The sequence below is a fragment of the Streptomyces sp. NPDC058401 genome, assembly GCF_042722885.1.
Taxonomy (GTDB): Bacteria; Actinomycetota; Actinomycetes; order Streptomycetales; family Streptomycetaceae; genus Streptomyces.
The window spans coordinates 61,951-81,335 of the sequence record NZ_JBHXKA010000022.1 but is presented as its reverse complement, the minus strand read 5'-3'; the positions used below and the strand labels follow the sequence as shown (position 1 = coordinate 81,335).

22 protein-coding genes are annotated in these 19,385 nt (G+C 72.2%); 13 read left to right on the top strand and 9 right to left on the bottom strand.

Annotated features, from left to right (window positions below; all coding sequences use genetic code 11):
- Nucleotides 1-211: 211 nt before the first annotated feature.
- Nucleotides 212-910 carry a uridine kinase gene (locus ACFWNV_RS11380; RefSeq protein WP_383944070.1) on the bottom strand — a complete coding sequence of 233 codons (699 nt, stop codon included), beginning with the start codon at nucleotides 908-910 and terminating at the stop codon, nucleotides 212-214.
- 65 nt (nucleotides 911-975) lie between these two features.
- Between ACFWNV_RS11380 and ACFWNV_RS11375 the strand changes: the two genes are divergently transcribed.
- Nucleotides 976-1,332, top strand: a complete 357-nt coding sequence (locus tag ACFWNV_RS11375; RefSeq protein WP_383944035.1) for a hypothetical protein — start codon at nucleotides 976-978, stop codon at nucleotides 1,330-1,332.
- A gap of 82 nt (nucleotides 1,333-1,414) precedes the next feature.
- Here the strand turns inward: ACFWNV_RS11375 and ACFWNV_RS11370 are convergent, their stop codons facing one another.
- From ACFWNV_RS11370 to deoC, 3 genes are read right to left on the bottom strand one after another with little or no spacing between them, the layout of a single operon-like run.
- On the bottom strand, nucleotides 1,415-2,317 hold the full coding sequence (locus ACFWNV_RS11370) for an aldehyde dehydrogenase family protein (RefSeq protein WP_383944033.1): 903 nt from the start codon (nucleotides 2,315-2,317) through the stop codon (nucleotides 1,415-1,417).
- On the bottom strand, nucleotides 2,310-3,746 hold the full coding sequence (locus tag ACFWNV_RS11365) for an aldehyde dehydrogenase family protein (RefSeq protein ID WP_383944030.1): 1,437 nt from the start codon (nucleotides 3,744-3,746) through the stop codon (nucleotides 2,310-2,312). Before ACFWNV_RS11365 ends, ACFWNV_RS11370 begins: the two co-directional genes overlap by 8 nt.
- 5 nt (nucleotides 3,747-3,751) lie before the next feature.
- Complete coding sequence (gene deoC, locus ACFWNV_RS11360) at nucleotides 3,752-4,714, bottom strand: deoxyribose-phosphate aldolase (protein ID WP_383944067.1); 963 nt, start codon at nucleotides 4,712-4,714, stop codon at nucleotides 3,752-3,754.
- A 306-nt stretch (nucleotides 4,715-5,020) separates the two neighbouring features.
- On the opposite strand from deoC, the gene ACFWNV_RS11355 reads away from it, so the two are divergent.
- From ACFWNV_RS11355 to ACFWNV_RS11330, 6 genes are all read left to right on the top strand, one after another.
- On the top strand, nucleotides 5,021-6,016 hold the full coding sequence (locus tag ACFWNV_RS11355; protein ID WP_383944027.1) for a hypothetical protein: 996 nt from the start codon (nucleotides 5,021-5,023) through the stop codon (nucleotides 6,014-6,016).
- Nucleotides 6,017-6,280: 264 nt separating this feature from the next.
- Complete coding sequence (locus ACFWNV_RS11350; protein WP_383944024.1) at nucleotides 6,281-6,994, top strand: hypothetical protein; 714 nt, start codon at nucleotides 6,281-6,283, stop codon at nucleotides 6,992-6,994.
- An 88-nt stretch (nucleotides 6,995-7,082) separates the two neighbouring features.
- Nucleotides 7,083-7,724, top strand: a complete 642-nt coding sequence (locus tag ACFWNV_RS11345; protein ID WP_383944021.1) for a class F sortase — start codon at nucleotides 7,083-7,085, stop codon at nucleotides 7,722-7,724.
- Nucleotides 7,725-7,749: 25 nt separating this feature from the next.
- Nucleotides 7,750-8,367, top strand: a complete 618-nt coding sequence (locus tag ACFWNV_RS11340) for a PH domain-containing protein (protein ID WP_383944019.1) — start codon at nucleotides 7,750-7,752, stop codon at nucleotides 8,365-8,367.
- 125 nt (nucleotides 8,368-8,492) lie between these two features.
- A complete protein-coding gene (locus tag ACFWNV_RS11335; protein WP_383944063.1) occupies nucleotides 8,493-8,993 on the top strand; it encodes a VanZ family protein in 501 nt (166 codons plus the stop codon).
- Nucleotides 8,994-9,043: 50 nt separating this feature from the next.
- Entirely contained in the window at nucleotides 9,044-9,256 is a 213-nt protein-coding gene (locus ACFWNV_RS11330; protein ID WP_383944016.1) for a PspC domain-containing protein, read from the top strand.
- Between the two features lie 17 nt (nucleotides 9,257-9,273).
- Here the strand turns inward: ACFWNV_RS11330 and ACFWNV_RS11325 are convergent, their stop codons facing one another.
- The 3 genes from ACFWNV_RS11325 to ACFWNV_RS11315 form a co-directional block, all read right to left on the bottom strand.
- Nucleotides 9,274-10,092, bottom strand: coding sequence for a sensor domain-containing protein (locus ACFWNV_RS11325; protein WP_383944013.1), 819 nt, complete (start codon nucleotides 10,090-10,092; stop codon nucleotides 9,274-9,276).
- Between the two features lie 166 nt (nucleotides 10,093-10,258).
- Nucleotides 10,259-10,531 carry a hypothetical protein gene (locus tag ACFWNV_RS11320; RefSeq protein ID WP_356514862.1) on the bottom strand — a complete coding sequence of 91 codons (273 nt, stop codon included), beginning with the start codon at nucleotides 10,529-10,531 and terminating at the stop codon, nucleotides 10,259-10,261.
- Between the two features lie 139 nt (nucleotides 10,532-10,670).
- Nucleotides 10,671-11,819, bottom strand: coding sequence for an adenosine deaminase (locus ACFWNV_RS11315; RefSeq protein WP_327304966.1), 1,149 nt, complete (start codon nucleotides 11,817-11,819; stop codon nucleotides 10,671-10,673).
- Between the two features lie 114 nt (nucleotides 11,820-11,933).
- On the opposite strand from ACFWNV_RS11315, the gene ACFWNV_RS11310 reads away from it, so the two are divergent.
- Both ACFWNV_RS11310 and ACFWNV_RS11305 read left to right on the top strand, forming a co-directional pair.
- Complete coding sequence (locus ACFWNV_RS11310) at nucleotides 11,934-12,653, top strand: alpha/beta hydrolase (RefSeq protein WP_383944009.1); 720 nt, start codon at nucleotides 11,934-11,936, stop codon at nucleotides 12,651-12,653.
- A 388-nt stretch (nucleotides 12,654-13,041) separates the two neighbouring features.
- Nucleotides 13,042-14,169: a LuxR C-terminal-related transcriptional regulator gene (locus ACFWNV_RS11305; RefSeq protein ID WP_383944006.1), complete on the top strand. Its 1,128-nt coding sequence runs from the start codon at nucleotides 13,042-13,044 to the stop codon at nucleotides 14,167-14,169.
- On the opposite strand, the gene ACFWNV_RS11300 is transcribed toward ACFWNV_RS11305, so the two are convergent.
- A complete protein-coding gene (locus tag ACFWNV_RS11300; protein ID WP_383944003.1) occupies nucleotides 14,105-15,046 on the bottom strand; it encodes a LysR family transcriptional regulator in 942 nt (313 codons plus the stop codon). The two genes, ACFWNV_RS11305 and ACFWNV_RS11300, sit on opposite strands and share 65 nt — an antisense overlap.
- Nucleotides 15,047-15,145: 99 nt before the next feature.
- Here ACFWNV_RS11300 and ACFWNV_RS11295 point away from each other — a divergent pair, with 99 nt between their 5' ends.
- The 4 genes from ACFWNV_RS11295 (at nucleotide 15,146) to ACFWNV_RS11280 (ending at nucleotide 19,216) form a co-directional block, all read left to right on the top strand.
- Complete coding sequence (locus ACFWNV_RS11295) at nucleotides 15,146-16,426, top strand: MFS transporter (protein WP_383944000.1); 1,281 nt, start codon at nucleotides 15,146-15,148, stop codon at nucleotides 16,424-16,426.
- 84 nt (nucleotides 16,427-16,510) lie between these two features.
- Nucleotides 16,511-17,140: a DUF402 domain-containing protein gene (locus ACFWNV_RS11290; RefSeq protein ID WP_383943998.1), complete on the top strand. Its 630-nt coding sequence runs from the start codon at nucleotides 16,511-16,513 to the stop codon at nucleotides 17,138-17,140.
- Between the two features lies 1 nt (nucleotide 17,141).
- Nucleotides 17,142-18,122: an RNA-binding protein gene (locus tag ACFWNV_RS11285; protein ID WP_383943995.1), complete on the top strand. Its 981-nt coding sequence runs from the start codon at nucleotides 17,142-17,144 to the stop codon at nucleotides 18,120-18,122.
- A gap of 92 nt (nucleotides 18,123-18,214) precedes the next feature.
- Nucleotides 18,215-19,216, top strand: a complete 1,002-nt coding sequence (locus tag ACFWNV_RS11280; protein WP_383943992.1) for a sigma-70 family RNA polymerase sigma factor — start codon at nucleotides 18,215-18,217, stop codon at nucleotides 19,214-19,216.
- Here the strand turns inward: ACFWNV_RS11280 and ACFWNV_RS11275 are convergent.
- Nucleotides 19,112-19,345 (bottom strand): hypothetical protein, encoded by a 234-nt coding sequence (locus tag ACFWNV_RS11275; protein WP_383944059.1) that lies wholly within the window; start codon nucleotides 19,343-19,345, stop codon nucleotides 19,112-19,114. The two genes, ACFWNV_RS11280 and ACFWNV_RS11275, sit on opposite strands and share 105 nt — an antisense overlap.
- Between the last annotated feature and the right edge of the window lie 40 nt (nucleotides 19,346-19,385).

Sequence of the window (19,385 nt, the reverse complement as noted above, 5' to 3'; positions counted from 1 at the left end):
AGGGGCCCTTCAGCCCGTCCGGCGTTTGAGGACCGGGTCTGGGCGGAGCCCAGGGAACGGTCCCTTCAGCCCGTCCGGCGTTTGAGGACCGGGTCTGGGCGGAGCCCAGGGAACGGTGGAAGGGCGGGTAGGGGACAAGCCCCGCAGGGCCCGCCCAGTCCACGCCGAGCGGCCAGACGGCCAGGCGGCCAGGCGGCCAGGCAGGCGACGGCTAAGCCGACACCGGGGCCCGGTGCCGCCCGGCGGCTGCCGCGGCAAGCCGCCCGAGCGCCTCGTCACGCCCACACGCATGCGCCCCCAGCGCAGTATGCCGAGCCACGATCCCCCGCTCGGCCCGCATCAACCGCCACCCCCGCCGCAAAAGCATCGGCACGGACTTGCGCCCCTCCCGCAGATCACGGGCGAGCCTCCGCCGGAAGGTGGTGCTGGGCCGCCCGCGCAGACAGATCGCGTCCGCCAGCAGCCCCAGCTCCTGGCACCGCACCGCGACGTCAGCCGCGAAGATCCCCTCGGCGATGAACAGCGGGGTCCGCGAAATGTCCAGCGACTCCGTACCGGTCCGCGAGGAGGTCGCGATGTCGTAGACGGGGACCTCGGTCCGCCCGCCCGCGCACAGCTCGGCGATCGCGGCGACGGCCGCATCCGCGTCCCAGGACAGCGGGGAGTCCCAGTCGATGTCGGCGCTGCCCTCGACGCACGGGAGGGTCGGGTCGTCGCCGTCCTTGTAGAAGTCGTCCAGGCGCAGCACGGGCAACCCGGAACGGGCCGCCAACGAGGACTTGCCGGAGCCCGAGGGTCCGGTCAGCAGGACGACACGCGTAGGCAGAGGAGAGGAACGGCTCACGGAACACAAGTGTGAACTATTAACTCGCGCAGGGGACCTACCCAAAGGCCCGTTGGTATCCAGGATCACACCTCCACTACGCTGCGTGCGCGCACGACTACGTCCCCACACGACCCCACAGGCGGGAACCCATGGCACGTCACGCAGCCCCCAAAGTCCCCTCCCCCAAGGCGCTGCGCAGCGCGGGCCTGACCCTCTCGATGGCCGGTGCGGCCCTCGCGATGGCTGCCGGCGGCGCGCAGGCGGGCGAGCTCGATGTTCCGGCGGCCCTCGCGGGGGTCTCCAACCCGATCTCGAACCTCAAGGTGAATCCGCTGGCCAACACCGGTGTGGACCCCCTCGACAACGGCGTCGCCACCCAGGTCGCGGATTTCCCCTCCGTCGGCACCGGCATGGTCACGGGCATCCTGACCCGGGGGCCGTCGGTCGGCGAGCTGCCCACCGCCGCGGCGACGTCCCTCCTGGGGCCCCTGACGGGCGGCAAGTAGCTCCCGTGGCTCCCGTAGGACGTGAAGAGGCCCCGGCAGCGCGGGGGACGCCGCCGGGGCCCGTCTTCGGGGGGTGGGGCCTCTAGTACGAGGACCCGCCCGCGCCCAGCGACCCGGTCGGGTGCCAGACGGTCTTGGTCTCCAGGAACGCCGTCATGCGCGACGTGCCCGGGTCCGCGCTCCAGTCGTCCACAGGCTGTGGACGCAGGACGCGCTTGAGGTTGTCCGCGGCCGCGATCTCCAGCTCCTTGGCCAGCGGCTCGTCGGCGCCCGCCAGGTCGATCGCGTTGACGTCCTGGTGGGAGGCCAGGTGCGGGCCCATCTCGGCGGCCTTGCCGGACAGGATGTTGACCACGCCGCCGGGCAGGTCGGAGGTGGCCAGCACCTCGCCGAGGGACAGCGCGGGCAGCGGGGCCTTCTCGGAGGCGATCACGACGACGGTGTTGCCCGTGGCGATCACCGGGGCGATCACGGAGACCAGTCCGAGGAAGGACGAGTCCTGCGGGGCGACGGCCGTGACCACACCGGTCGGCTCGGGGGTGGAGAGGTTGAAGTACGGGCCCGCGACCGGGTTGGCCCCGCCCACGATCTGGCCGATCTTGTCGGTCCAGCCCGCGTACCAGACCCAGCGGTCGATGGCCGCGTCGACGACGGCGGCGGCCTTCGTCTTGGACAGGCCCTCGGCCTCGCCGACCTCGCGGACGAACTGCTCGCGGCGGCCCTCCAGCATCTCGGCGACGCGGTAGAGGATCTGGCCGCGGTTGTACGCGGTGGCGCCCGACCAGCCGCCGAAGGCCTTGCGGGCGGCGACGACCGCGTCGCGGGCGTCCTTGCGGGAGGACAGCGGGGCGTTGGCCAGCCACTTGCCCTTCGAGTCAGTCACCTCGTACACCCGGCCGCTCTCGGAGCGGGGGAACTTGCCCCCGACGTACAGCTTGTAGGTCTTGAAGACGCTCAGACGCGTCTGCGCCGAAGAATCAGACATCGAGGTAGCCCTCCAGGCCGTGACGGCCGCCTTCGCGCCCGAAGCCCGACTCCTTGTAGCCGCCGAAGGGCGAGGTCGGGTCGAACTTGTTGAACGTGTTGGCCCACACCACACCCGCACGGAGCTTGTTGGCGACCGCGAGGATGCGGCTGCCCTTCTCCGTCCAGATGCCGGCGGACAGGCCGTACTGGCTGTTGTTGGCCTTGGCGACGGCCTCGTCGGGCGTACGGAAGGTCAGCACGGACAGCACCGGGCCGAAGATCTCGTCGCGGGCAACGGTGTGCGACTGGGAGACGTTCGTGAAGAGCGTCGGGGCGAACCAGTAGCCGGCGTTCGGCAGTTCGCACGGCGCCGACCAGCGCTCGGCGCCCTCCGCCTCGCCGGTGTCCGCGAGGGCGGTGATCCGCGCGAGCTGCTCGGCGGAGTTGATCGCGCCGATGTCGGTGTTCTTGTCGAGCGGGTCGCCCAGGCGCAGCGTGGTCAGCCGGCGCTTGAGCGAGTCGATCAGCTCGTCGTGGATCGACTCCTGGACCAGGAGGCGCGAGCCCGCGCAGCAGACCTGGCCCTGGTTGAAGAAGATGCCGCTGACGATGCCCTCGACGGCCTGGTCGATGGGGGCGTCGTCGAAGACGATGTTGGCGCCCTTGCCGCCCAGCTCCAGGGTGAGCTTCTTGGAGGTGCCGGCGACCTGGCGCGCGATGGCCTTGCCGACGGCGGTGGAGCCGGTGAAGGCGACCTTGTTCACGTCGGGGTGCTCGACGAGGGCCGCGCCCGCGTCCCCGTACCCGGTGAGGATGTTGACGACGCCCTTGGGCAGGCCCGCCTGGCGGCAGATGTCCGCGAAGAAGAGCGCGGAGAGCGGGGTCGTCTGGGCCGGCTTGAGCACGACCGTGTTGCCGGTGGCGAGCGCCGGGGCGATCTTCCACGCGAGCATCATCAGCGGGAAGTTCCACGGGATGACCTGGCCGGCCACGCCGAGGGGGCGCGGGTTGGCCCCGTAGCCCGCGTGGTCGAGCTTGTCGGCCCAGCCCGCGTAGTAGAAGAAGTGCGCGGCGACGAGCGGGAGGTCCGCGTCGCGGGTCTCCCGGATCGGCTTGCCGTTGTCGAGGGTCTCCAGGACGGCCAGCTCGCGGCTGCGCTCCTGGATGATCCGGGCGATGCGGAAGAGGTACTTGGCGCGCTCGGAGCCGGGCAGCGCGGACCACTTCTCGAAGGCCTTGCGGGCGGCCTTCACGGCGCGGTCCACATCGGCGGCGCCGGCCTGCGCGACCTCGGCGAGGACCTCTTCGGAGGCCGGGGAGACGGTCTTGAAGACCTTGCCGTCCGCCGCGTCGGTGAACTCGCCGTCGATGAACAGGCCGTAGGAGGGCGCGATGTCGACGACGGACCGGGACTCGGGGGCGGGTGCGTACTCGAATGCGGATGCCATGGCGATCAGTCCACCGTCACGTAGTCGGGACCGGAGTACCGGCCGGTGCTCAGCTTCTGGCGCTGCATCAACAGGTCGTTGAGCAGGCTGGAGGCTCCGAAGCGGAACCAGTGGTTGGACAGCCAGTCCTCGCCCGCGGTCTCGTTGACCAGGACCAGGAACTTGATCGCGTCCTTGGTGGTCCGGATTCCACCGGCCGGCTTCACACCGATCTGGATTCCGGTCTGCGCCTTGAAGTCGCGGACGGCTTCGAGCATGAGGAGCGTGTTCGCGGGCGTCGCGTTGACCCCGACCTTGCCGGTGGACGTCTTGATGAAGTCGGCCCCGGCCATCATGCCGATCCAGGAGGCGCGGCGGATGTTGTCGTACGTGGACAGCTCGCCGGTCTCGAAGATCACCTTGAGCCGGGCCGCGCTGCCGTCGGGGCGGACGCAGGCCGCCTTGACGGAGCGGATCAGCTCGTAGGTGTCGAGGTAGCGGCCGGCGAGGAAGGCGCCACGGTCGATGACCATGTCGATCTCGTCGGCGCCGGCGGCCACGGCGTCGGCCGTGTCGGCGAGCTTGACGGGCAGGGCCGCGCGGCCGGCCGGGAAGGCGGTGGCCACGGAGGCGACCTTGACGTCGGCTCCGTGCAGGGCCGCCTTGGCGGTGGCCACCATGTCGGGGTACACGCAGACGGCGGCCGTCATGGGCGTGGTGCGGTCGGTCGGATCGGGGTTGGCTGCCTTGGCGGAGAGCGCCCGGACCTTGCCCGGGGTATCCGCGCCTTCCAGCGTCGTCAGGTCGATCATCGAGATGGCGAGGTCGATGGCGTACGCCTTGGCCGTCGTCTTGATCGAGCGGGTGCCGAGGGAGGCCGCGCGGGCCTCCAGGCCGACAGCGTCGACGCCGGGCAGCCCGTGCAGGAAGCGGCGCAGCGCACTGTCGGACGTCGTCACGTCAGCGAATGCGGTGAGGGTGGTGGGCATGGTCACCAGATGAGCATATCTACGCGCGTAGCGACCTGTCACCCCCCTCCGCCGATTCGAGCGCATCCGGGATGGAATCGCCGCGTCCGATCCGACACGCATTCGACCGTTACGCGCTCATGACAGGAGGCGAATCCTCCGGCCTCACAAGATCCCTAGATTCGTCACAGCAGCCCGCCACTCCTGACCCGGCCGAAAGAGACCGAACAGACTCGACGCGGCATGCGACTCTCCTCCACCGTCCGCCCCTTTTCGCGCCGTTCGCGCCCTTCGCGCGCCCGCGCCGACCGCGCTCCAGGAGTCGTTATGCGTACATCCGTGCCCCTCGTCCTCCGCACCTCCACCGTCACCGCCGCCCTCGCGGGCGCGATGCTCGTACCGGCCGCCGCCGGCGCGGCCTTCGCCGCGCCGGTCACCGCGACCCCGCAGATGGCCGCCGTCGCGGCCCCGGCCGCCGTCGCGGCCACCGACAACAGCCGTTACGAGGGCAAGGCCGTGTACATCGGCGAGGGCCTGGTCGCGGTGCTGCGCAACAAGGTGGAGGGGCCGGAGGCCTGGATCCGCGAGGTCGGGCCCAAGTGGAAGCCGGGCGACGACTACCTGTCCGCCCGCGTCGTGGTGGTGATCGACCGGGGGGCACCCGCCTCGGAGGTCTACGGCCTGACGGCCAAGCTGACCAACCCCTCGACCACCCACCCCGTGCTCGTCGTCACCACCAAGGCCGGTGTGGCCAAGTCCTACCCCCTGCCTGCGGGCAAGGCCGGTTCGGAGTGCAGGGTGGGCCCGAAGAACCAGCCCCTGGGCGCGGGGGTACGGGCCGACCTCTACTTCGGCTCAAACGGCCCGGAGGTGTTCCTCTTCGAGGGCGGCGACGACCGCGGCTTCGCCCGCCTCGAGATCAACGAGCCCTCGCTGCCGGAATCCCAGGGCATCATCGTCCGGATCCTGAACCCCCGCGGTGCCGCGCCCGTCCTCGAATGGAAGACCCAGGGCGGCGCCGGCGCTCCGTTCGGCCGGGCCTCGTTCCCGAAGCTCCCCAAGGGGTGCAAGCCGAATTACGAGCTCTCCGAGACCAAGCCGGCTCCGAAGCCCACCGCCCCCGCCCCGGCGAAGCCGAAGCCGCAGACGGTCGTCGTCCCGAAGGGGCCGGTCGCCGCGGGCGCCGAGCTGGGTACGGAGGCCGGCGAGGGCGCGGGCGCGGGTGCTCCGGTCGCGGTCGCCGGTGCCGGGGTCCTCGCGGCGGCCGCCGTGCTCGGTGCGGCCTTCGCGGTCCGTTCCCGCAGGGCCCGCTCCCGCGGCTGATCACCACCCGGGCGCGAGGGCCCGTACCCTCAGCCGCGCCCTCCGGCGGGCCGCCTTCGTGGTGGCCCGCCGGAGGGCGTTCCCGCGCTGGTCACACAGATGTTCGCTGTTACGCAGCCATGACAGGGCGACCACGTTCCGGTAGCGCGCGATCCGTAGGTTTCTCCTCAGCAGCCCCGCAGACCTGACCGGACGAAACCCCGACAGCGACACCGCGGCATGCGACTCTCCACCCGATCCCAGACAATGCTTGCAGGAGTCGTTATGCGTACCGCCATCCGTACCTCGATCGTCACCGCCGCCCTCGCCGGAGCGCTCCTCGCGCCCGCCGCGACGGCCATCGCCGCGCCCGCCCGGGCCGCGACCTCGGTGTCGGCGGTGTCGGCGGTGTCGGCGGTGGCCACGGTGTCGGCGAACTCCTCGGGCAACGACCGCTACGAAGGTGAGATCGTCGACCTCGGCAAGGGGAAGATCGCGGTGCTGCGCAACAAGTCCGAGGGCCCCGAGGTCTGGATCCGCGCCGTCTCCCCCGACTGGAAGCCCGGCGACGGCTGGGCCGGCCGCGTGCTGGCGAAGCTCGACCGCACCCACCCCCTCGCCGTGCTCGACGGCGTCCAGTACAAGCTCACCGACAACGGCGAAGGCTTCGACATCCGCGTGCTGGGCGAGGGCGCCTCGACCTTCCAGCAGATGCCGAAGGCCGAACGGACCGCCAAGCCGAGCGCCAAGCCCACGGCCAAGCCCGCCGCGAAGCCAGCCGTCACCGCCAAGCCGCAGACCGCCGTCGTTCCCAAGGGTCCCGTCGCCGCGGGCGCCGACTTCGACGAACTCGGCGAAGCCGCCGGGACCGCGCAGGCCGCCGCCGCGGACACCGACAACACCATCACCGCGGCCACCGGCGCCGCCCTCGTGGCGATCCTCGCCGGGCTCGGCACCACCTTCGTGGTCCGCGCCCGCAAGGCCCGTACCCACGGCTGAACCGCCCCACCCCGAGCCATTCGTTCCCGCTTCCGGCGGGCCACCCCGCGGTGGCCCGCCGCAGGCCGTTCCCCCCGGAGCCGACCCCATGGATCACCGCCCGTCCCGCCGGCGCACGCTGCTCGCCGCCGTCCTGCTCGGCCCGCTGGCGCTGGTCGCCCTGACCGGGTGCGGCGGCGCCGCACCGGCCGCCACTCCGCCGCCGCACATCGCCGAGACCTCGGCCGCTCCCGTGCCCGCCCCGTCGGCCCCGGCCTCGGCAGCGCCCGCCGCCGCCCTGCCCGCCTCCGCGCCCGTCCGCGTACGGATCGCCTCGGCCGGTGTGGACGCCTCGCCGCTCCTGGAGCTCGGGCTGGCCTCCGACGGCTCGGTCCAGGTGCCCTCCGTGGCGGACGGGGACAAGATCGGCTGGTACACCAAGGGAGTCACCCCCGGTGAGACCGGCCCGGCGGTGCTGATCGGCCACTTCGACACCGCGCGCGGCCCGGCCGTCCTGCGCAACGTCTCGCGCGTCCACACCGGCGACGAGATCCGGGTGACCAGGGCGGACGGCACCGAGGCCGTCTTCCGGGTGCGCGAGCTGGAGCAGGTGGACAAGAAGCACTTCCCCACCGCGAAGGTCTACGGGGACACCCCGCGCCCCGAGCTGCGCGTGATCACCTGCGGCGGTGAAATCACGGACGGTCACCGCCCCGACAACATCATCCTGTACGCCGATCTCGTGGGGTGAGACGGCTTGAGGCAGAATCGGCCGCATGAGCAGCGATCAGCCCACTGAAGAGCCGGCGTACGAAGACCGGGTCTACCGCTCCCCGATGGCCACCGTCACCGGGGTGGTGCTGCTCGGGCTGCTCGCCTGGCTCTGCGGGGACGCCGTGGTGCGGGGCTCCGGGAACGTTCCGTGGATCGCCCTCGCCGTGGCGCTGTGCGTGGCCCCGGTCATCGTCGCGTTCACGATCCGTCCGGCCGTCTTCGCGGGCGCCGACCGGCTGCGCGTGCGCAACCCCTTCCGGACCATCGAGCTCCCCTGGGGCGCCGTCGACACCGTCCGCGCCCGGTTCTCCGCCGAGGTGCTGGCCGAGGGGGCGACGTACCAGCTGTGGTCCATCCCGGTCTCCCTGCGGGAGCGCAAGAAGGCCAACCGCCGTCAGACGGGCCGGCTCGGCATGGGCAACGGCCAGGGCAAGACCCCCGACGAGGAAGTCCGCCGTGCGTCCGCCGACCAGATCGTGGACGAACTGCGCGAACTGCACGAGCGCGGTGCCTCGCGGACCGGCGCCCAGGGCTCGGCGAAGGTCTCCTGGTCGTACGAGATCATCGCCCCCGCCGTGATCGGCGCGCTGATCCTGATTGTGCTGCTCGCCACCGGCTGACCGGCGGTTTCCCCGGAACCGCCGGGGCCGGAAGCCGCGTCTCCACTGGCGTGCACCGTCTCAAGGGCAAGCGTGTCAAGGGCAGCGGCAGCAGCAGTGCCGACGTACAGCTGTGGATCCGGCTTCTGGCCGGGGTCCTGCTGGGCGCCCACCTCCTCCTCGTCGGCTGGCTGATGCTGCGCCCGCTGGACGTGCCCTGGGCGGCGGCCGCCAATCTGAGCCCGCTCGAGGGAATCAGGGCGGACCTCTCCTACGGGCCCCTGGAGGCCGCCCGCCGGATCGGCGGCGGGCTGGCGCTGCTGGCCCCGCTCGGGGTGCTGCTGCCGCTGCTCAGCGGCCGTGTGGAGCTCGCACCGCTGGCGACCTGGTCCTCGCTGGCCCGGACGGCCGCCGCGGGCGCGCTGGTCGCCGTCGGCATCGAGATGCTCCAGACCGCGGTCCCGGGGCAGGTGGTCGATGTGGATTCGGTGCTGCTGAACACCCTCGGCGTGATGCTCGCGCACCTGGCCGTCGTCCCGGCCCTGAGGGCCCGGCTGAGGCGTTCTCAGGGCCCGACCCCGAGAATTACCAGGGTCGGGCTCGGCCCTTGGACCGACGTTCTGTCCTCTGTTCAGCGGGAGTATTGAGGCATCGCGGGAAAGCGTCCCGCGGACCGCACAACGACCGAGGAGAGACCATGAGCGCCCTTGCCCGCCCCCGTGACGGACGATGGATCGGCGGAGTCTGTGCCGGTCTGGCGCGCCGCTTCGGAATATCCGCGAACACGATGCGGATCATCTTCGTCGTCTCGTGCCTGCTGCCCGGCCCGCAGTTCCTCCTCTACCTGGCGCTGTGGGTGCTCCTGCCGAACGAGAAGTCGGGCACGGCTTCCGCCACCGCCGGCTGGTAATCGGCCGGAGCCGGAATTCAGCGCGCGGCGCGGACCTTCTGGAGCTGCTTGTCCGCGACCTCGTGCGGGACCTGGGGGGTCTGGCGGCCGCCCGTGACGTTGAGCGCCATGAGGCGCATGACGGTGTCGCCCTGGCGTACGACGACCAGGTGGACCTGGGCGGTGACGCCCTCGGCGGCCGCGGTCGTGGTCCAGCTGACGCTGTCGTCGCCGCCCGTCTTGTAGTCGGCCGCCTTCACGTCGCGGTAGGTGCCGCTCTGCTTCTCGACGGTGGCGGTGAAGCCGCCGGCGCAGGCGGCCACGGCGTCCTTCAGCCGGGCGATCAGCGTCTTGGCGTCGGATTCCGCGTAGGAGCTGACGGAGGCGGAGACGGCCAGGCCCAGCTGCTTCTGCGAGCCGATGCCCCGGTTGACGGTCTCGCGCGCCGCCGGGTCGGGCTCGTCGCCCATGATGTCGGCGAGCGGCTGGCAGGCCTTGCGGTCCGCCTGCGGCTGGCCGTCGGGGGCGTTCGGGTTCTTGCCGTTCGCGGAGATCTGATAGCCGGCCAGGTCGCCCTGTTGCAGGGCGGAGCGCTCCAGTCGGCTGGAAGCCCGCCCGGGGCCGGTCGTGCCGCCGGTGCCGCCCGTGTCGCCGGCTCCGCCGGTGCCCGCGGAGCCGGGGGACCCCGCCGGGCCGGACGCGCCGGCCGAGCCCGTCGGCACGGGCTGCCCGGGCGCGCTCGCGGAGCCCTTCGGGTCCGGGTCCTTGCCGGAGGCGGGGGTGTTCGTACTGCCGCAGCCCACCATCGCGGACAGCAGGGCGGGGAGCAGCACGGCCGTGGCCGTTCGTGCCTTCATGTGCATGATCGAAACCTCATACCCAGGGTTTTGGCGGGCAGTTGGCGGTGATCCTGGCACATGCCGCGACGCGGCACACACCTGCTCGAAGAGGCGTGCGCCGCGTGGGCGTGCGTGCGAATCGCGTACGGGTCGCGTACGAATCCGGCAGGGGATCCGAAGTGGATCAGGCGCCGAGGCCGCTGGTCGGCAGACCGCCGAGCAGGCCGGTGACCGTGCCGAGCGCGGCGGCCGGGTCGGTCGCCTCGGGGGCCTGCTGGCCCTCTTCGGCGGTCACGTGCTGCTGGCTGGTCGCGCCCTGGACGGCGCCCGTGACGGTACCCAGCGCGTCACCGAGACCGACGGCGGGGACGGCGGCCGAGGCGGTACCGGCGGCGACGGCGGCAAAGGCGGCACCGAGAGCGGCAACACCGAGGGTCTTGGCAGCTGACTGCTTCATGAAGAATCGTCCTTGCGACGGGGAAATGAGCGGCTCCGCAAACTAGTCACTTCAAACCCCCTCCCGCAAACATCATTAAATACGAGAAAGCGCCCGGGAATTGCTCCTCCCGGGCGCTTTCAGTCCGTCACGCCTTGGCCTACGCCGAGACGGAACCGCTGGTGGAAGCAGTCTGACGGAACAGCCATTCCGACTTCAGCTCCGCATAACCGGGCTTGATCACGTCGTTGATCATGGCCAGTCGTTCATCGAAAGGAATGAACGCGGACTTCATCGCATTGACGGTGAACCACTGCATGTCCTCGAGCGAATAGCCAAAGGTGTCGACCAGGTGCTCGAACTCGCGGCTCATGCTGGTGCCGCTCATCAGCCGGTTGTCGGTATTGACGGTCAGCCTGAAGTGCAGTTTCCGCAGAAGGCCGATCGGGTGCTCGGCGTAGGAGACCGCCGCGCCCGTCTGCAGGTTCGACGTCGGGCACATCTCCAGCGGGATCCGCTTGTCCCGGACGTAGGACGCCAGGCGGCCCAGCGTCACGGAACCGTCGGCGGCGACCTCGATGTCATCGATGATCTTCACGCCGTGGCCGAGCCGGTCGGCGCCGCACCACTGCAGGGCCTGCCAGATCGACGGCAGGCCGAAGGCCTCGCCCGCGTGGATCGTGAAGTGGTTGTTCTCGCGCTTGAGGTACTCGAAGGCGTCGAGGTGGCGGGTGGGAGGGAACCCGGCCTCGGCGCCGGCGATGTCGAAGCCGACGACGCCGTTGTCGCGGTAGCGGTTCGCCAGTTCCGCGATCTCCAGTGCGCGGGCCGCGTGCCGCATCGCGGTCAGCAGCGCGCCGACGCGGATCCGGTGGCCGTTGGCCTTCGCGCGGCGCTCGCCCTCGCGGAAGCCCTCGTTGACCGTCTCGACGACCTCTTCGAGGGTCAGGCCGGCTTCCAGGTGCTGCTCGGGCGCGTAGCGGATCTCCGCGTAGACGACGCCGTCCTCGGCGAGGTCCTCGGCACACTCGGCGGCCACCCGGAAGAGGGCCGCCTTCGTCTGCATGACCGCACAGGTGTGGGCGAACGTCTCCAGGTAGCGCGGGAGGGAGCCGGAGTCGGCGGCTTCCCGGAACCAGATGCCGAGCTTGTCGGCGTCGCTCTCGGGAAGGTTCTCGTAGCCGACCTCACGGGCCAGCTCGATGATGGTCCCGGGGCGCAGGCCACCGTCGAGGTGGTCGTGCAGGAGCACCTTCGGGGAGCGGCGGATCTGATCCGGGGTGGGCAGGTTGGGGGTCTCGCTCGTCATCTGGGCACTCTAGCTCCTACGCGCGTAGAGCGGTGAGGCGATGGGCGCTGCCGATATGTAACAGTGACCGCGCGGACGGGTGGCGTACACCTCCGCGTCTGAGACTGTTCCGTCATGGCACAGCATGCGCCGCCGGCGCGCGGGGCCCGCCTGAAGCGGGCGGCCGGCGCGACCGGCCCGGTCTCAACGGTCAGTGGTGTGGTGCTCCTTCTCCCCGGAGCGTCCAGATTGTCCCCCGGTCCGGTGCGTCCGCTGGCGCGGGCCCTGGCCCGTGCGGGTGCGGCGGACGGACTGGTCACGCACCAGGTCATCCACGGCGCGGGGACCCGTGAGGGGGACGCCGAGTGGGCCGCGGACGAGGTGGTCCGGCTGTACGGGGACGTGCCGGTGTGCCTGGCCGGCTACGACGCGGGCGGCCGGGCGGCGCTCGCCGCGGCGGGCCACGCGGCCGTCAACTCCGTTCTGGCACTGGCCCCTTCACTCCCCACGCAGTCGGACACGGACTCCCCCGAACCGGTGAAGCAGCTCTCGGGCCGCCGGGTCCTGATCGTGCACGGCACCAACGACGCGCGCAGCGACCCGGAGTTGTCCTACCGGCTGGCCACCCGGGCGAAGAAGGCGAACCGCACGACGTGCCGCTTCGAGGTGCATTCCGACGGCCACGGACTGCGCGAGCACCAGGACGAAGTCGTGGCGCTGTCCGTGGACTTCGTACTGGGCTCCGTGTTCTCGGGGCCGTACTCGCGGCCGGTCACCGACGCGCTGGCGGCTCCCCCGCCGCTGGGCCTGCGGATGCCGCTGGCCTCCGGCTACGGACGGTCCCTGCGCGGCTGAAGTCGGCCGCGGAGCCCGCCGGGAGTGAAGGGGCCGAAGTGGCGGGCCCCGGAGGGCGGAACGCCCGGATGCGGTGGTGGTCGCGCGGGGCCGCGCGCGTCGGCCGCGCCGTCCCCTCCCGGTCGGATGACACGGGCGGGCCCGGCGCGACCACCTTGTAGGCACACGCCCGCGCGAGGGCGCGTTGCCAGGTCGGCGAAGCGCGGACTCAGGATGCCCGCGCCCTCCCCCGAGAACGCCGTGGTACCACTGTGCCGGTTCGGCCTATCCTCACGAAGATCGGAGGGCATCGTCTTGACGCCTTGCGGGAACACGAGGGGTTTACAAATCGGCACAGTCCGGGACGAATATGAATATGCCATCGGATGAAACGGACCAACTGAGCTCCGTGGCCCGGCGTCTTTACGCCTACGCGGCCGAGCGCCACGCCTTCTCCGAGGCGGAGGCCGGCGAGGTGCTCGGTGAGTCCGCCGGCGCCGCCCTCGCCGAACTAGAGGCGGCCCACCTGATCCAGCCCCGCTCCCGTCCGGCCGCGGGCACGGGCACGGGCACGGCTACGGACGAGGACGCGGCCACGGACGCCGGCTGCCCCGACGGGCCGGCGCGGGTGTGCTGGAGCGCCGTGTCCCCGCAGGCCGCGGTGGCCCGGACGCTGGCCCCGCTGGCGCTGCGGGTGCGCGAGACGCACGACGAGATGGACCGGCTGCGCGTACGGCTGGAGGAGCTGGTCCCCGCGTACGAGACGGGCACCGACCTGCGCGACCGGGGCGGGGCGAACGCCCTGGAGCTGGTCACCGACCCGGCCGCCCTGCAGGACCTGATCGGGGAGCTCGTCGCCTCGGCCGGGTCCGAGGTGCTGACCTGCCACCCGGGCGGCGGGCGCACCACGGCCACCCTGGAGGGGGCCGTGGTCCGGGACGAGGCGATGCTCGCCCGGGGCGTGCGGATGCGCACCCTCTACCAGCACACCGCCCGCTACTCCCGCCCGACGGCCGCCTACGTGGAGCGGGTGGCCGCGCTCGGCTCGCAGGTCCGTACCGTCGGCGACGGGCTGATGCGGATGATCATCGTCGACCGGCACACCGGGCTGATGGAGGTGCGGGACGACGTCAAGGCGGCGCTGGTGGTGCGCGAGCCCAACGTCGTCCAGTTCATGCTGCAGACCTTCGAGCGCACCTGGGCGGAGGCCGAGCCGTTCAGTACCACCATCGGGCCGGACCAGGCCCGTTCGATCTCGGACGAGCTGCGCCAGACCATCGTGCGACTCCTGGCTGAGGGACTGGAGGACAAGATCATCGCCCGGCGCCTCGGCATGTCGGAGCGGACCTGTCAGCGCCACATCGCCGAGATCATGCGGGCGGTCGGGGCCAAGTCCCGTTTCCAGGCCGGGTTCCTGCTGTCGGCGACCGCGGCGGCCACGGCGGCCTCCGCCGCCGCGTCCGCGGCCCCGCTCACGCCCCCTCCGGCTGGAGCTCCGGAATCAGCCGGCCCCGGCGGGACAGCAGGAACCGCTTGAACTCCGCCACCGGAGGGGTGTCCGGGTGCCCGTCGCGCCAGGCCACCCCGATCTCGCGGACCGCGCGCGGGGCGGTGACCGTCAGCTCGACGACCCCGGGCCGGGCCACCGCGGGCGGCGGCAGCAGCGCCACGCCGAGACCGGCGGCGACCAGCCCGCGCAGGGTCTCGGCCTCCTCCCCCTCGAAGGCGACCCGGGGCGTGAACCCGGCCTCCGCGCACAGGTCGTCGGTGATGCGGCGCAGCCCGTAGCCGGGCTCCAGGGTGACGAAGGTTTCCTCGGCGGCCTCCGCGAGGCGGATCCGCTTGCGCGTGGCGAGCCGGTGGTCGTCGGGGACCACCAGGCGCAGCCGCTGCTCGTCGAGCCGGCGGGCCACCAGGTCCGGGTCATCGGGCAGCGGTGAGGTCAGGCAGAGGTCGAGCTCGCCGGCGCGCAGCTTCTCCAGCATGGCCTCCCCGTAGTTCTGGACCAGGGAGAACCGCACGCCGGGGTGGTCGGCCCGGAAGGCCCGGATCAGGCCGGGCACGGTCTCGGGTCCCAGGGTGTGCAGGAAGCCGAAGGCGACCTTGCCGAAGGACGGGTCGGCGTCCTGCTGTACGGAACCGGCGGCGCGGGCGATCTCTGCCAGCGAGCGTTCCGCCGAGGCGAGGAAGGTGCGGCCCGCGGTGGTGAGCTCGACCGTACGGCCCTTGCGGGCGAACAGCGTGACCCCCAGGTCCTGTTCGAGGCGGACCATGGCCCGCGACAGGGTGGACTGCGGGACGCCCAGCTCGTGCGCGGCGCGGGTGACGTGCTCGTGCCGGGCGACCGCGGCGAAGTAGGCGAGGCGCGGGGCCAGCGCCTGTGTCACGGCCATGTCTTCTTCGTAACGACTCATCGATAGGTACCCATCTGACCTGCACTGATGCGTGGATGGATTGATTATCGCGAATCCGTGCATTGGACGCATGAAAAGGACGGCCCTACGGTCGTAGGCATGCCTCCCGCTCATACCGGGGCACCCGTCATCCCGGGTGCCTCCACCCCGTCGTTCCCCGCCTCCGCACCCGAGGCGCACGAGCCCGGCCGTCCCGGCTACCGCCGCCTCAGCCTCGCACTCTTCGCCGCCGGTCTGGCCACCTTCGCCCTCCTCTACTCCACCCAGGCGCTGCTGCCCGCGATCTCCGACGGGTTCGGCGTGACGGCGGGTCAGGCCAGCTGGACGGTCTCCGCGGCCACCGGCGCGCTCGCCCTGTTCGTCCTGCCGCTCAGCGCGCTGTCGGAGCGGTTCGGCCGGACCCGGATGATGACCATCTCGATGGTGATCGCGGTCGGCGTCGGCCTCCTGGTGCCCTTCGCCCCGAACCTGGAGTGGCTGATCGCGCTGCGCGCCGTCCAGGGCGCGGCGATCGCCGGCATCCCCGCCTCCGCGATGGCGTACCTGGCGGAAGAGGTGAAGCCGAAGGCGCTGGTCGCCGCGATCGGCCTGTTCGTGGCGGGCAACTCCATCGGCGGCATGAGCGGCCGCCTCGTCACCGGCTGGGCGGCCCAGGCCTGGGGCTGGCGCGGCGGGCTGCTGACCGTCGGCCTGATGTCGCTGGCCTGCGCGGCGGCGTTCCTGGTCCTCCTGCCCCGGGCCCGGTTCTTCCGGCCGGCCTCGCTGAACCCGCGGGCGGTGGGGCGTACGGTCTCCGGGCACCTGCGCGATCCGCTGCTGCTGCGGCTCTACGGGATCGGGGCGCTGTTCATGACCGTGTTCGGGGCGGTGTACACGGTCATCGGCTACCGCCTGGTGGACGAGCCGTTCTCGCTCGGTCAGGGCCTCATCGGCTCGATCTTCCTGGTCTACCTGGTCGGTACGGCCTCCTCGGCGGCGGCCGGGCAGCTGGTGGCCCGGCTGGGCCGGCGCGGCGCGCTGTACCTGGCGGTGACCACGACGGCGGCGGGCCTGTTCCTGTCCCTCGCGGAGTCCCTCACCGCGATCCTGCTGGGCCTGGTCCTGATCACGGCGGGCTTCTTCGCGGGCCACGCGGTGGCCTCCGCGGCGGTGAGCCGCACGGCGAAGACGGGCCGCGCACAGGCCTCGGCGCTCTACCAGTCGGCGTACTACGTCGGCTCCAGCGCCGGCGGCACCCTGGGCGCCCTCGCCTACCACTCGGCGGGCTGGGCGGCCACGGTCACCCTCGCACTGCTCGCGGTCGCCGGGGTCGTCACGATCACCCTGTACGGATCCCACGCGGCCCGCACGGCCCGGATCGCGACGCTGGCGGCGCGCTGAGGCTGCCGCCGGCGCCGGGGTGGAACGACCGGGGGGGCTCCCGCGCAAGGGGCCCAGGACCGGCGGATGGCATGATCACCGACCATGCCATCCCCTTCCGTAGTCACCGTTCACCTCATACTCGGCAGCACGGTCAGCATGGTCGTCCCGGCCCGCGTGGTGGAGTCGGGCGAGGACGGCCTGCTCCTGTGGGTGGCCCCGGGCACCCCGCTCTGGCGCGCCACCATCCCGCCCGGCACCCACCTGCGGGACCTGCCCCCGGAGGGCTCGTACCCGCTGCGGGCCGACCGGTGGCGGCACGGGGGCGCGCTGATCCTCCAGCCGGCCGGGGCGGGGCACGCGGTGTGGTGGAGCTTCACGATGGAGCAGGAGTTCCGCAGCTGGTACGTGAACCTCGAATCCCGCGTCCACAGCCCGGACGGCGCGGACGTCCACGTGACCGACCAGGAACTCGACATCACGGTGACCCCGGACCGCGCGTGGGAGTGGAAGGACGAGGACTCCTTCGCCGCGAAGACGGGCCACCCCGTGTACTGGACCCCGGCGGAAGCCGCCGCCATCCGCACGGAAGGCATCCGCGTCACCCACCTCATCGACTCGGCCACCTACCCCTTCGACGGCACCTGGTGCGACTTCCGCCCCCCGGAGTCCTGGCCCCTCCCGGAGCTCCCGCCCCTCGGCACGCCCGAGGCCGAACCCGGAGAAGGTGCCTGACGTGCCGCTTCTGCCCCATGCGTACCGGGTGACCAAGTACGACCCCGCCGACCGGGCGCCCGACGGGACCTACCGGGGCAGCGAGGACACCGACAGCGACCACGGGCCGGTCGAGGCCGCGTACCTGGCGGCGGTCGCGGCCTTCGCGCGGGAGAGCGGGGTCGGGGTGCTCACCGTGCGGGAACCGCAGGTCGGCGGCGGGTCCGCGGGCTTCGGGGGACGGGAGCTTGCGGTAGAGGGGTACGGGCTGACCGGGCTGTTCCCGGACGGCCCGGCCGGGTTCCACGACGGTGCGCGGGTGACGGTGGCGGTCGCGCTGGAACTCCTGCGCGGGATGCTCCGCGGCGACGGCCCCTACTGCCGGCTGGAGGCCACGGAGGAGGGCCGGGAGGTGTTCGCCGTACAGGTCGGGTGGGACCTGTACGTCTACGTCGGCTCCCGCACCCCTTGCGGGGCGGCCGTGGCCCGCACCCGGGAGCTCGGGATCTTCGCGGAGCCGATCGAGGTCTCGCCGTACGATCCCGAGTTCGACGGCCCGTACGAGCTGCGGGCCGCCGACGAGGAGTTCTGGGAGCGGGTGCGGGCGAGCGCGGAGCGCGGTGAGGCGGGGCTCGTCGAGGAGCAGCACGCCTGGACGCGCTGGCACCGGATCGACGGTGGCGCGGGCGAGCAGATCGACGCCCTGCGGGCCGGGCTCGCCCCGCGCGCACTCCTGTACGTCTGGCCGGGGCTGTCCGCCGATACCGGCGGGCTGGTCGCGGGGCTCCCCGCGGAGTTCTCGCTGGAGTGCGTGTGGGAGGACGCGGGCGGCGTGATCCGGAGCGGCTGCGTCGACGAGGAGGACCGCGCGGGGCTGGTGGAGGTGCTCGCCGGGGCCCGGGCCGCGGTCCTGCTGCCGGTGTACGCCGACGAGCACAAACCCCTGTTCACCGGGGTTCTGCCGGATCCGGACGGGGTGGTGCGGGCCCGGTGGCAGCTCTAGCGGAACGTTCCGCCGCCGCGTGCCGGGCTGCGGTTGTCAGACCCCTCGGGTAGCGTCCGAAGGACCGGGAACTACCAGGGGGATCAAGGGATATGACCGAAGCCACCGACCTCGCGCCCGAGCTCGACGCCGCGCTCGACCGGTACCGCGTCGAGCTCACCGGGTACTGCTACCGCATGCTCGGCTCGGCCTTCGATGCCGAGGACGCGGTGCAGGACACGTACATCCGTGCCTGGCGGAGCTTCGCGAAGTTCGAGGGGCGCTCCTCCCTGCGGTCCTGGCTGTACCGGATCGCCACGAACGTCTGTCTGGACCTGCTGAACGCGGGGAACAAGCGGGCCCGGCCGATGGACCTCAGCGCCCCGCAGCACCAGGCGTCCGCCGTGCTCAACGAGCGGCCCGAGGTGACCTGGCTGGAGCCGGTGCCCGACGGGCGGGTGCTGCCGCAGACCGCCGACCCGGCGGAGATGGCGCTGGCCAAGGAGTCGGTGCGGCTCGCGTTCGTCGCCGCGCTCCAGCACCTGCCGGCCAAGCAGCGGGCCGTACTGATCCTGCGCGAGGTGCTGGCCTGGAAGGCCGACGAGGTGGCCACCCTGCTGGACACCACCGTCGCCTCGGTGAACAGCGCCCTGCAGCGGGCCCGCGCGACGCTCGCCGCGACCCGGATGCGGGAGAGTGAGTCCGCAGACCCGCTGGACACCGACCAGGTCAAGCTGCTGGAGCAGTACCTCGCCGCCTTCGAGGCCTACGACATCTCCCGGCTGACCGCCCTGCTCCACGAGGACGCGGTGCTGTCGATGCCGCCGTTCGACCTGTGGCTCCAGGGCCACGAGGACATCGCGGCCTGGCACCTGAACCAGGGCATCGGCTGCAAGGGCTCCCGGATGGTCCCGACCACGGCGAACGGCATGCCGGCCTTCGGCCAGTACCGGCCGCGGGAGGACGGGCAGCCTGGGTGGACCCCGTGGGCGCTCCAGGTGCTGGAGGTGTCAGGGGGGAAGATCACCGGCCTGAACGCCTTCCTCGACACCGCCCGGTGGTTCCCGCTCTTCGGGCTCCCCGAGCAGCTCGACGAGTCCTACGAGGTGCAGTAGCGCGCGGAGCGGGGGCGGGGCCCCGGTGACCCGGAAGGGGATGCCGAGGCGCCGGGCGGTCAGGGCTGCGCGGGCGAGAGCCTGGACCGTCGCGAGCGTGGGTGTGGCGACTGAGCGGACATCGCACACCACCCCGTCGGGACCGTCGCTGCACAGTGCGCGCACGCGG